The sequence below is a fragment of the Enterobacter cloacae complex sp. 382A5 genome (assembly GCF_050031095.1).
GTDB lineage: Bacteria > Pseudomonadota > Gammaproteobacteria > Enterobacterales > Enterobacteriaceae > Enterobacter > Enterobacter cloacae.
Genome location: NZ_JBLGVK010000001.1, coordinates 1,681,079 through 1,692,803 on the forward strand (window position 1 = coordinate 1,681,079; position 11,725 = coordinate 1,692,803).

Annotated in this window: 9 protein-coding genes, 1 tRNA gene and 1 other RNA gene; 7 read left to right on the forward strand and 4 right to left on the reverse strand. The window is 53.3% G+C overall.

Annotated features, from left to right (window positions below; genetic code table 11):
• The first annotated feature begins 404 nt into the window (after positions 1-404).
• Both putP and ACQG2G_RS07895 read left to right on the forward strand, forming a co-directional pair.
• Entirely contained in the window at positions 405-1,913 is a 1,509-nt protein-coding gene (gene putP, locus ACQG2G_RS07890) for a sodium/proline symporter PutP (protein ID WP_029882760.1), read from the forward strand.
• Positions 1,914-2,030: 117 nt separating this feature from the next.
• A complete protein-coding gene (locus ACQG2G_RS07895; RefSeq protein ID WP_061772254.1) occupies positions 2,031-2,450 on the forward strand; it encodes a DUF3574 domain-containing protein in 420 nt (139 codons plus the stop codon).
• Positions 2,451-2,520: 70 nt separating this feature from the next.
• On the opposite strand, the gene ACQG2G_RS07900 is transcribed toward ACQG2G_RS07895, so the two are convergent.
• Positions 2,521-3,705: a NupC/NupG family nucleoside CNT transporter gene (locus tag ACQG2G_RS07900; RefSeq protein ID WP_061772290.1), complete on the reverse strand. Its 1,185-nt coding sequence runs from the start codon at positions 3,703-3,705 to the stop codon at positions 2,521-2,523.
• Between the two features lie 250 nt (positions 3,706-3,955).
• Between ACQG2G_RS07900 and efeU the strand changes: the two genes are divergently transcribed.
• The 5 genes from efeU to ACQG2G_RS07925 all read left to right on the forward strand — a co-directional run bounded on the left by efeU (position 3,956) and on the right by ACQG2G_RS07925 (position 10,456).
• On the forward strand, positions 3,956-4,789 hold the full coding sequence (gene efeU, locus ACQG2G_RS07905) for an iron uptake transporter permease EfeU (protein ID WP_020689646.1): 834 nt from the start codon (positions 3,956-3,958) through the stop codon (positions 4,787-4,789).
• Between the two features lie 43 nt (positions 4,790-4,832).
• Complete coding sequence (gene efeO / locus ACQG2G_RS07910) at positions 4,833-5,960, forward strand: iron uptake system protein EfeO (RefSeq protein WP_013097185.1); 1,128 nt, start codon at positions 4,833-4,835, stop codon at positions 5,958-5,960.
• Between the two features lie 5 nt (positions 5,961-5,965).
• On the forward strand, positions 5,966-7,249 hold the full coding sequence (efeB, locus tag ACQG2G_RS07915) for an iron uptake transporter deferrochelatase/peroxidase subunit (protein WP_061772760.1): 1,284 nt from the start codon (positions 5,966-5,968) through the stop codon (positions 7,247-7,249).
• A 500-nt stretch (positions 7,250-7,749) separates the two neighbouring features.
• Entirely contained in the window at positions 7,750-8,541 is a 792-nt protein-coding gene (phoH, locus tag ACQG2G_RS07920; RefSeq protein WP_013097183.1) for a phosphate starvation-inducible protein PhoH, read from the forward strand.
• Positions 8,542-8,950: 409 nt separating this feature from the next.
• Positions 8,951-10,456 carry an alanine/glycine:cation symporter family protein gene (locus ACQG2G_RS07925; RefSeq protein WP_061772762.1) on the forward strand — a complete coding sequence of 502 codons (1,506 nt, stop codon included), beginning with the start codon at positions 8,951-8,953 and terminating at the stop codon, positions 10,454-10,456.
• Between the two features lie 167 nt (positions 10,457-10,623).
• Here ACQG2G_RS07925 and ACQG2G_RS07930 read toward each other — a convergent pair.
• The 3 genes from ACQG2G_RS07930 to ACQG2G_RS07940 form a co-directional block, all read right to left on the reverse strand.
• Positions 10,624-10,761: non-coding RNA, RtT sRNA (locus ACQG2G_RS07930), on the reverse strand.
• Positions 10,762-10,806: 45 nt separating this feature from the next.
• A tRNA-Ser gene (locus ACQG2G_RS07935) sits at positions 10,807-10,894 on the reverse strand.
• Between the two features lie 137 nt (positions 10,895-11,031).
• Positions 11,032-11,709 (reverse strand): isochorismatase family protein, encoded by a 678-nt coding sequence (locus tag ACQG2G_RS07940; RefSeq protein WP_020689641.1) that lies wholly within the window; start codon positions 11,707-11,709, stop codon positions 11,032-11,034.
• Positions 11,710-11,725 lie beyond the last annotated feature (16 nt).

The window sequence follows — 11,725 nt, forward strand, 5'->3', positions numbered from 1 at the left end:
CTTTGATCGTGTTCGGTGGTTAGCCTGAAATATCCACCATGTTGCAACTTTGTGCAACCGTGTTAAATGTGACCCGGCTAGCAAGCTGAAAAATGAATGGATTGTTAACGGATGGTTAGCTGGAAAAAAGCGCTGGCTTCTGCATGCGAAGCCTGTTTTTATGCGGTACTTAACACTTTTAAAAGGTGCAACCCGTATAAATGTGAGCGAGTGCAACCTATAGGAAAGACATATAAAACCGGGGATGAATTTGATGTAAATGCAGTGTTAAATCGTTTGTGTGCGAGCACTGCTTACGGCAGGATACGCGCGGCCAACAGAAACACAGATACCCATCACCCCGTTCCGGTGATGACATAACAAGGCAACCCGGACGGTTGTCGCTCGACTTTTGGAGAATTTGAATGGCAATGAGCACACCGATGCTGGTGACATTTCTCGTTTATATTTTTGGCATGATCCTGATAGGGTTTTTGGCATGGCGTTCTACAAAGAACTTTGACGACTACATTCTGGGTGGCCGCAGTTTAGGCCCAATGGTGACTGCGCTTTCTGCGGGGGCATCGGACATGAGTGGCTGGCTGCTGATGGGGCTGCCGGGTGCGATTTTCATCTCCGGCATCTCTGAAAGCTGGATCGCCATTGGCCTGACTCTCGGGGCGTGGATTAACTGGAAGCTGGTAGCAGGCCGTCTGCGCGTGCATACCGAAGTGAACAACAACGCCCTGACGCTGCCGGATTATTTCACCGGCCGTTTCGAAGATAACAGCCGCATCCTGCGCATTATCTCGGCGGTGGTGATCCTGCTGTTCTTCACTATCTATTGTGCCTCCGGCATTGTGGCCGGTGCGCGTCTGTTCGAAAGCACCTTCGGCATGAGCTACGAAACCGCCCTGTGGGCCGGTGCGGCGGCTACCATCCTCTACACCTTCGTGGGTGGGTTCCTGGCGGTAAGCTGGACCGACACCGTGCAGGCGAGCCTGATGATTTTCGCCCTGATCCTGACCCCGGTGATTGTGATCTTCACCGTTGGTGGTTTTGGCGAGTCGCTGGAAGTGATCAAGCAGAAGAGCATTGAAAACGTCGATATGCTGAAAGGGCTGAACTTTGTCGCCATCGTCTCCCTGATGGGCTGGGGTCTGGGCTATTTCGGTCAGCCGCATATCCTGGCGCGCTTTATGGCGGCCGACTCTCACCACACCATCGTTCATGCGCGTCGCATCAGTATGACGTGGATGATCCTCTGCCTGGCAGGGGCGTGCGCGGTGGGCTTCTTTGGCATTGCATACTTCAACAACAACCCGGCGCAGGCGGGCGCGGTAAACCAGAACGCCGAGCGTGTGTTTATCGAGCTGGCGCAGGTGCTGTTTAACCCGTGGATCGCCGGTATTCTGCTCTCCGCTATTCTGGCGGCGGTGATGTCCACCCTGAGCTGCCAGCTGCTGGTCTGCTCCAGTGCGATCACCGAAGACCTCTACAAGGCATTCCTGCGTAAAGGCGCAAGCCAGAAAGAGCTGGTGTGGGTAGGGCGCTTCATGGTGCTGGTGGTGGCGCTGGTGGCCATTGCGCTGGCGTCGAACCCGGAAAACCGCGTGCTGGGTCTGGTGAGCTACGCGTGGGCGGGCTTTGGTGCGGCGTTTGGTCCGGTGGTGCTGTTCTCCGTGATGTGGTCGCGTATGACCCGTAACGGCGCGCTGGCGGGGATGATTATCGGTGCGGTCACGGTTATCGTCTGGAAACAGTTCGCGTGGCTGGGCCTGTACGAAATTATCCCGGGCTTCATCTTCGGCAGTCTCGGTATTGTGGTCTTTAGCCTGCTGGGTAAAGCGCCGTCTGCCTCCATGCAGAAACGCTTTGCGGAAGCGGATGCCCATTACCACACTGCGCCGCCGACGAAACTCCAGGCTGAGTAATTTTTCTTCCTGCACACTGTAAGCCGGGTGAGCGTCAGCGCCACCCGGCTTTTTTCTTGCCAAAATCCGTAATTTACGATGATATCGCTGCACTTATAACAATGAGGATAGCGAAGCATGACAATCAAAACAGGGTTACTGGCAGTGGTATTCCTGATGTTGGCTGGCTGTACGGCACCGTCGCAGCATACGGCGACTGACACCTGCAAAGTGGATAACCAGATGCAGCAGACCACGCTTTATTTCGGCTTAAATCGTCCGGCCGGGGCGCAGATCACCCCCGACGAGTGGCAGCAGTTTGTTGACCGGGACGTAACGCCGCGTTTTCGTGATGGCTTAACGGTGTTTGATGCGCGCGGACAGTGGCTGGGCAACGACGGTAAAGTGGCGCGTGAGCCGAGCAAGGCCTTGATGCTGATCCACGGAAAAGATGCGCAGAGCGAGAAGAACATTGAGGCGTTACGCGGGATCTATAAATCCCGCTTTGCGCAGGAGTCAGTGATGCGGGTCGATCAGCCGGTGTGTGTGCAGTTCTAATGAAAACGGCGGGATAACCCGCCGTTGTTGTATCGTAGGCCGGGATCGCTGTGCGCCACCCGGCATCACATCACAGCACCAGGCCCGCAAAGCTCGCCGACAGCAAACTCACCAGCGTCGCGCCATACACCAGACGCAGACCAAACCGCGACACCACGTTGCCCTGCTGCTCGTTCAGGCCCTTGATTGCACCTGCGACAATACCGATAGAGGCGAAGTTGGCGAACGACACCAGGAACACGGATAAAATTCCCAGCCCGCGCGGTGACATCTGATGCGCAATTTTTTGTAGCTCAATCATCGCCACAAATTCATTCGCTACCAGCTTAGTTGCCATAATACTGCCGGCATTTAAGGCATCGCCCAGCGGAATACCCACCAGCCACGCCAGCGGATAAAACACATAGCCCAGGATCTGCTGGAAGCTCATACCAAATACGCTGGAGAAGAGGGCGTTAATGGCGCTAATAAGCGCAATAAAGCCAATCAGCATCGCCAGAATAATCATCGCCACTTTAAAACCGGCCAGAATATACTCGCCCAGCATTTCGAAGAAGCTCTGGGATTCATGCAGTTTTTCGAGCTTAATATCCGGCTCCGCTTCCGCGCGAACCGGGTTGATGACGGAGAGAATAATAAAGGTGCTGAACATGTTCAGAATGAGCGCCGCCACCACAAATTTAGCGTCGAGCATGGTCATATAGGCACCGACAATCGACAGGGAGACGGTCGACATGGCCGTGGCCGCCATGGTGAACAGACGACGTGACGAGAGATCGCCCAGTACGCCCTTGTAGGCAATAAAGTTTTCAGACTGTCCGAGGATCAGCGAACTCACCGCGTTAAAGGATTCCAGCTTGCCCATGCCGTTCAGTTTTGACAGCAGCGTGCCAATCAGCCGAATAAAAATCGGCAGAATGCGCCAGTGCTGAAGAATACCAATGAGTGCGGAGATAAAAATAATCGGGCAAAGCACGCCGAGGAAAATGAACGCCAGCCCTTTTTCACCCATTCCGCCAAAGACGAAATTGGTCCCTTCGCCGGCAAATTTCAGCAGTGATTCAAAGAAACCGGAGACGTATTTAATCAGGAATAACCCGCTTTCGGCGTGCAGGAAAAAGAACGCCAGCGCAATTTCAATAACGATCAGCTGTAAAACAAAGCGAATGCGAATTTTTCGGCGGTCAAAACTTACCAGCCAGGCAAGCGCAAGAATAATCACCAGCGCCAGCAGGAAATGGACAATCTTAAACATGGTTTATTTTCGGTTAGTTTGCGAGGCGGATATTTAGCCACAGCGCTGATTAACCGTAAATGGGCATTTTCGTTATACCTTATAAACCGGAACGTCACGAGCGCAACTATTACCCCGCGATGCGTTTACAACTCGTCATCAAAAACCACACATTTCGCTTGTTTTTCTTATCGCCGTAATGATAATCACTATCACAAGAATTTACCTTTCTTTGCATCAGTTGACCGCGATAAACATTTAAGGTGTCTGCATGTTTGTTCCATTTCTCATTATGTTACGCGAAGGCCTGGAAGCGGCCCTCATTGTTAGCCTCATCGCCAGTTATCTGAAGCGAACCCAGCGCGGACGCTGGATTGGGGTGATGTGGATAGGGGTTTTCCTCGCCGCTGCGCTCTGTCTGGGCCTGGGCATTCTGATCAATGAAACCACCGGTGAATTCCCGCAGAAAGAGCAGGAGCTGTTCGAAGGTATCGTTGCCGTGATAGCGGTGGTGATCCTCACCTGGATGGTGTTCTGGATGCGTAAAGTCTCGCGTAACGTGAAGGTGCAGCTGGAGCAGGCGGTAGATAATGCCCTGCAGAAGGGAAATCATCACGGCTGGGCGCTGATCATGATGGTTTTTTTCGCCGTGGCGCGTGAAGGTCTGGAATCCGTTTTCTTCCTGCTGGCTGCCTTTCAGCAGGATGTGGGGATCTGGCCACCGCTGGGGGCGATGCTGGGGCTGGCAACGGCCGTGGTGCTGGGTTTCCTGCTCTACTGGGGCGGCATTCGCCTGAACCTGGGGGCCTTCTTTAAATGGACCAGCCTGTTCATTTTGCTGGTGGCCGCAGGGCTGGCGGCAGGGGCGATTCGCGCTTTCCATGAGGCGGGTCTGTGGAACCACTTCCAGGATGTGGCGTTCGATCTCAGCAATGTTCTTTCTACCCATTCACTGACCGGCACGCTGCTCGAAGGGATCTTCGGCTACCAGGAAACGCCAAGCGTCAGTGAAGTGGCGATGTACTTTATCTATCTTATTCCGGCGCTGGCGCTGTTCTTTATGCCATTGCGCCCCAGCGCTCAGCCGTCGCGTACTGCGCCCTGATGTGCTTACTGTAGTTACAACATACTTTTAAAAGGGAAGGGTCATGGCAATTCAATTTCGTCGTAGTGCGTTACAGGTTGGTGTGGCAGCGCTTGTTGCTTCTGCCTTCGCCGCTCAGGCTGCTGATATTCCACAGGTCAAGGTGACGGTGAATGATAAGCAGTGTGAGCCGATGACCATTACGGTCAACAGCGGTAAGACACAATTTATTATTCAGAACCACAGCCAGAAAGCGCTGGAGTGGGAAATTCTCAAAGGCGTGATGGTCGTGGAAGAGCGCGAAAATATCGCGCCGGGCTTTAGCCAGAAAATGACGGCTAACCTGCAGCCGGGTGAATATGACATGACCTGCGGTCTGCTGACCAACCCGAAAGGTAAGCTCATCGTTAAGGGGAATGCCACAGCGGATGCCGCGAAAGGCACGGCCTTGCTGAGCCTGGGCGATGCCATCACCGCTTATAAAGCGTATGTCATCAAAGAGACGGCAGACCTGGCAGCGGGAACCAAAGCCTTTACGGATGCGGTGAAAGCGGGCGATATCGACAAAGCGAAATCCCTGTATGCGCCCACCCGTCAGCACTACGAGCGCATTGAGCCGATTGCGGAGCTGTTCTCCGATCTTGATGGCAGCATTGATGCCCGTGAAGACGATTACGAGCAGAAAGCGGCCGATCCAAAATTCACCGGCTTCCACCGTCTGGAGAAAGCCCTGTTTGGCGATAACTCTACCAAAGGGATGGAGAAGTATGCCGATCAGCTCAACAGCGACGTGCTGGAGCTGCAAAAGCGCATCAGCGAGCTGGCCTTCCCGCCATCTAAAGTGGTGGGCGGTGCGGCCGGACTGATTGAAGAAGTGGCCGCCAGCAAAATCAGCGGTGAAGAAGATCGCTACAGCCACACTGATCTGTGGGATTTCCAGGCGAACGTCGATGGCGCGCAGAAAATTGTTAACCTGCTGCGCCCACAGCTGCAGAAAGAGAACAGCGAGCTGCTGGCGAAAGTGGATGCCAACTTTAAGAAAGTCGACACCATTCTGGCGAAGTACCGCACCAAAGACGGGTTTGAAACCTACGACAAACTGACCGACGCCGACCGTAACGCGCTGAAAGGCCCGATTACCACCCTGGCGGAAGATCTCTCCCTGCTGCGTGGCGTACTGGGTCTGGACTAAGCACGATGAACAAGCATGACGAATACGACGTGGCAGAACCGTCACGTCGTCGGTTGTTGAAAGGGGTAGGGGCGCTGGGGGGCGCATTTGCCCTGGCCGGAGGGTGTCCGGTGGCGCATGCGGTAAAACCGCAAAGTGCGCCCGGTACGCTGTCACCGGATGCCCGTATGGAGACGCAGCCTTTCTATGGCGAGCATCAGGCGGGCATTCTGACACCACAGCAGGCCTCCATGATGCTGGTGGCCTTTGATTCGCTGGCAAGTGATAAAGCTGACCTGGAGCGCCTGTTTCGCCTGCTGACCACGCGCATCGCGTTTTTGACTGCAGGGGGACCGGCGCCAGAAACGCCAAATCCAAGACTGCCGCCTATGGACTCGGGGATCTTAGGGTCGTTCATCGCCCCGGATAATCTGACCATTACGGTGTCGCTGGGCGAATCGCTGTTTGATGAACGTTACGGGCTGGCAAAACAGAAGCCGAAAGCGCTGCAAAAAATGACGCGTTTCCCGAATGATTCTCTGGATGCTGCTCTCTGCCACGGCGATCTGCTCCTGCAGATTTGCGCTAACACGCAGGACACGGTGATCCACGCTCTGCGGGATATCATCAAACACACGCCTGATCTGTTGAGCGTGCGCTGGAAGCGGGAAGGGTTTATCTCTGACCATGCTGCCCGCAGCAAAGGCAAAGAGACGCCGGTGAACCTGCTGGGCTTTAAGGATGGCACCGCCAACCCGGACAGCAGCAACGGCGCGCTAATGAAAGAGGTCGTCTGGGTCACAGCCGATCAGGGTGAGCCTGCCTGGGCCGTCGGCGGGAGCTATCAGGCGGTGCGGGTGATTCAGTTCCATGTGGAATTCTGGGATCGCACGCCGCTTAAAGAGCAGCAGACGATCTTTGGCCGTGACAAGCAGAGCGGGGCGCCGCTTGGCATGAAGCACGAGCATGATGTGCCGGATTACGCCAGCGATCCTAATGGCGATACCATTGCGCTGGACAGCCATATCCGGCTGGCGAACCCGCGCACCAAAGAGACGCAGTCAAACCTGATGATGCGCCGGGGCTATAGCTACTCGCTGGGGGTGACCAATTCCGGTCAGCTGGATATGGGGCTGCTGTTTGTCTGCTATCAGCACGATCTGGAGAAGGGCTTCCTCACCGTGCAGAAGCGGTTAAACGGCGAAGCGCTGGAAGAGTACGTTAAACCTATCGGCGGCGGCTATTTCTTCGCGCTGCCAGGCGTGCGCGATTCGAACGCCTGGCTCGCGCAAGGGCTGATAGAAGCCTGATAATTGTCCCTGCGATAGTTCGTGGGGACATTATTTTTTCATATGACTATCCCTCTGTTATATTTCTGTAATATTCCTGTATGAGACTGTTTTCAACTGCAGGAGCAGTCTTAAAAGTTGCATTCAGGTAAAATAAATGTTGCATTTATGATAATCCCTGATGTACTTAAGATAAGACAGCGGTAGTTCCCGGCAGTGATGCTGAATCACTATGGAGATCGCGAATGGTATCGTCCTGTACTGGACAAGGTAAACACAACAACCGCAGTACCCGGCGCGGAGGCTCAGACTCCGGCAGCGATTTCCTCACCACTAAATTCTCCCCTTTTATTCAGAAATCAGATTCTACCGACGTGCAGAATGGTGCGCGTAGCTATTCTGTATCGTCATCCGGCAAGGCAAGCAATGGCTTACAAGGAAGCCAACCCTCTGATGTTCGTGCGCATAATCGTGCCGAAACTGGCGCGTGTGATGAATACCAACAACTCAAGGTGCTATCCATGGGAAGACAAAAAGCAGTGATCAAAGCTCGTCGCGAAGCAAAACGTGTGCTGAGACGGGATTCACGTAGTCATAAACAGCGTGAAGAAGAATCGGTCACCTCGCTTGTGCAGATGAGTGGCGTAGAAGCAATTGGCATGGCGCGGGACAGCCGTGATAATTCCCCAATTGTGGCGCGCAATGAGGCTCAGGCGCACTACCTGAATGCTATCGAGAGTAAACAGCTCATCTTTGCAACCGGTGAAGCCGGATGCGGGAAAACCTGGATCAGTGCAGCCAAAGCAGCGGAGGCCCTGATCCATAAGGACGTGGAGAGAATTATTGTTACCCGTCCGGTACTGCAAGCTGATGAAGATCTCGGCTTCTTACCCGGTGACATATCGGAGAAGTTTGCCCCTTACTTCAGGCCCGTATATGACGTACTGGTGAAGCGACTGGGTGCATCCTTTATGCAGTACTGCCTGCGACCAGAGATTGGCAAGGTGGAAATCGCGCCGTTCGCCTATATGCGCGGACGTACATTTGAAAATGCGGTCGTCATTCTTGACGAGGCTCAGAACGTGACCGCTGCGCAAATGAAGATGTTCTTAACGCGCCTCGGGGAGAACGTGACGGTTATCGTCAATGGTGATATTACCCAGTGCGACCTGCCATCCGGCGTGAAATCCGGCTTGAGCGACGCCATGTCACGTTTTGAGGAAGACGACATGATTGGGGTAGTACGCTTTACCAAAGAAGATTGTGTGCGGTCGGCGCTGTGCCAACGCACGCTGGAAGTCTATTCCGACTGACGGTAAAACATCGCCGTTTTACCGCTCACCTGTCATCTCTTCCCGGCGTAATGCCGGGAAGCTTCGTTTATTTCTTCTCACGACTCGCGTCTGGTTGTCTTTTAAAAGATTGCCTGTCTTGCGGAATTGATCATGTCGGTTATTCATTTTTGACGCTGGTTTTTTTATCACGCTCAGCGAAATGTGATGTGTATTTATAATATCCACAAAGTACCCATGAATATCATGATCGCGCTAATTGTTCGCTCAAATTTAAACGTGAATGTTGTCACATAATGTTACTAAGATGTGAAAATTAAGTTGGTGTATTGTGTCTAATTCTCTATGTTTCGTACTGATTCAAACAACATTCTAACAAGAAAATCCCATGGGGAACCGTTTCCCTGGAACATCACGTTGAGGGTCATACATGAACGAACTGGTTGGTGCAATTAACGGTGTTATCTGGAGCCCGGCGTTAATATTTTTATGTCTGGGTGTCGGCCTCTATTTCTCATTACGTAGTCGTTTTTTGCAGTTACGTCATATAAAACATATGATTACCTTGATGTTTCAGGGGCGTCCTACCGATGCTGGCGTATCGTCGTTCCAGGCACTGACGATGACGCTGGCAGGGCGTGTAGGGACCGGGAACATTGCTGGCGTTGCCACCGCTATTACCTTCGGTGGACCGGGCGCACTTTTCTGGATGTGGATTGTGGCGTTTTTGGGGGCCAGCTCTGCGTTTGTGGAATCTACGTTGGGCCAGGTTTATAAAGAAAAAATCAACGGTGAATATCGTGGCGGTCCTGCCTTTTATATTGAAAAAGGATTAGGCGTTAAATGGTATGCATGGTTATTTGCCGTCGTCACCATTTTCTCCTGCGGTTTATTACTGCCAGGGGTACAAGCAAACTCGATTGGTGCCAGCCTGGATATTGCATTTGGGCTTGATCCAAATGTCACGGCGGCATTACTTGCCGTACTGTTAAGTTTTATTATTTTCGGTGGTGTGAAAAGGATCGCCAGTTTTAGCAGTATGGTCGTTCCGTTTATGGCGCTCGGCTATATTATTGTGGCTTGCGTTATTATCGCCATTAATATTACTGAGCTTCCTGGTGTGATTCTGTTGATCTGGAAAAGCGCTTTTGGTCTGGAAGCTGGTTTTGGTGCCATTCTTGGTCAGGCTATCATGTGGGGCGTTAAGCGCGGGGTCTATTCCAACGAGGCGGCGCAAGGTACCGGGCCGCATGCGTCATCCGCGGCGGCAGTGAGCCATCCGGTGAAGCAGGGGCTGGTTCAGGCTTTCTCGGTCTATATCGACACGCTGTTTGTCTGCTCGGCGACCGGGTTTATGCTGTTGATCACCGGTCTGTATAACGTCCAGGGCATTGACGGTGCTGCACTCTACACCGGTATTTCCGGCGTGGCAGCAGGACCTGGCTATGTGCAGACGGCAATGGAAAGTATGATGCCAGGCTTTGGTAATTACTTTGTTGCTGTTGCGCTGTTCTTCTTTGCCTTCACGACCATTATTGCTTACTACTATATTGCTGAAACCAATATCGCCTTCATCAACCGTAAAATTCACCGTCCATGGCTGACATTCGTTCTCAAATTATGCCTGATGGCTTCAACGGTATATGGCACAGTTCGTACGGCGGATCTGGCATGGGGGCTGGGGGATATTGGGGTAGGGCTGATGGCATGGCTTAACATTATTGCCATTGTGCTTTTACATAAAAAAGCGTTTGCCAGCCTTAAGGATTATGAAATTCAGAATGCGCAGGGGGTTGATCCGCACTTTGACCCGATTCGACTGGGGATTAAAAATGCGGATTACTGGCTGGAAGAGCGTAAAGATGAACCTGCTGCGAATCCAGAACAGACGACTTCTGTCGTGAGAGAGCAGAACACAGGGAAACTGAACAATTAATGGTGGTAGCCCGTATTGCTATACGGGCTCAGACAGCTGGCAATGTGCGCTTTGTGGGTTTCGCCCGGCGGCGCTACGCTTGCACGGGCCTACGAGGCTTGTCGGCGGGATAAGGCGACTATAAAAGAAAAAAGCCCGTACTTTCGTACGAGCTCTTGTCTTGAATATGGCGGTGAGGGGGGGATTGACTCGCTTCGCTCGCCCTTCGGGCAGCCTGTTCGCTGCGCTCGCAGTCTGTCCAACTGGCTGTCGCCAGTTGTCGAACCCCGGTCGGGGATTCTCATCCCCCCCCTTTCGGAGACTATAAAAGAAAAAAGCCCGTACTTTCGTACGAGCTCTTGTCTTGAATATGGCGGTGAGGGGGGGATTCGAACCCCCGATACGTTGCCGTATACACACTTTCCAGGCGTGCTCCTTCAGCCACTCGGACACCTCACCATATTGTTTTGCTGCCTGACCGCTTGGGGGGCAACGGGGCGCTACTATAGGGAGTTGCGCTAAAACGGTCAAGCAGATTTTCAGCTTTAATGCGTGTTCGGTTAAGCCTTAATCAGCTTTGGTCACAGCACGGGCGCTTAACGCTGTGAATCGAGCGCTTCGCTGTTTTTCACCACTTCCTGCGCCTTACCGTAGCTCTCGATCAGCAGCTGGTACGCCGGGAAAATGTGCGTGTAGACTTCTGCCCACTCGGCCGCATCTTCACGGTTCCATGTCCGCTGGATCTCAGAGGCAACAGCCGCCGTATCCATTGGCACTACGCCCGCCTGCACCACACGGGCCAGGGTGATCTCCTGCGCCATTTTGCTGTAAGTACCGGACGCATCAATCACCGCAAAGACTTTATAGCCATCCGCCACTGCGCTAATCGACGGAAATGCCATGCAGACGCTGGTGATGGTACCGGCGATAATCAACGTCTTACGTCCGGTGGCTTTAACCGCGGCCACAAATTCCGGGTTATCCCAGGCGTTGATCTCCCCTTTACGTGCCACATACTGTGCATGCGGCGCGTTGGCATGAATTTCCGGGATGAGCGGACCGTTCGGGCCCTGCGGGACGGAAGCGGTGGTGATCACCGGGATGTTCGCAAGCGTCGCGATTTTCGCCAGAGCCGCCGCACGGGCACGCAGCTCAGGCATCGGCATATCGCCGACGGTCTGGAACAGGCCACTCTGGTGGTCGATAAGCAACATCACCGCATCGTTCACATCAATGACCGGACGTGCTCCATTAAAGTTGGCAGGTGTAGACATGTTCATCTCCTTTATT

Bases quoted from the DNA above. Each gene is read 5' to 3' on its own strand.
- ACQG2G_RS07940 (WP_020689641.1), bottom strand. From the start codon at position 11,709: ATGTCTACACCTGCCAACTTTAATGGAGCACGTCCGGTCATTGATGTG.
- ACQG2G_RS07925 (WP_061772762.1), top strand. From the start codon at position 8,951: ATGAACGAACTGGTTGGTGCAATTAACGGTGTTATCTGGAGCCCGGCG.
- putP (WP_029882760.1), top strand. From the start codon at position 405: ATGGCAATGAGCACACCGATGCTGGTGACATTTCTCGTTTATATTTTT.
- ACQG2G_RS07900 (WP_061772290.1), bottom strand. From the start codon at position 3,705: ATGTTTAAGATTGTCCATTTCCTGCTGGCGCTGGTGATTATTCTTGCG.
- efeO (WP_013097185.1), top strand. From the start codon at position 4,833: ATGGCAATTCAATTTCGTCGTAGTGCGTTACAGGTTGGTGTGGCAGCG.
- ACQG2G_RS07895 (WP_061772254.1), top strand. From the start codon at position 2,031: ATGACAATCAAAACAGGGTTACTGGCAGTGGTATTCCTGATGTTGGCT.
- phoH (WP_013097183.1), top strand. From the start codon at position 7,750: ATGGGAAGACAAAAAGCAGTGATCAAAGCTCGTCGCGAAGCAAAACGT.
- efeU (WP_020689646.1), top strand. From the start codon at position 3,956: ATGTTTGTTCCATTTCTCATTATGTTACGCGAAGGCCTGGAAGCGGCC.
- efeB (WP_061772760.1), top strand. From the start codon at position 5,966: ATGAACAAGCATGACGAATACGACGTGGCAGAACCGTCACGTCGTCGG.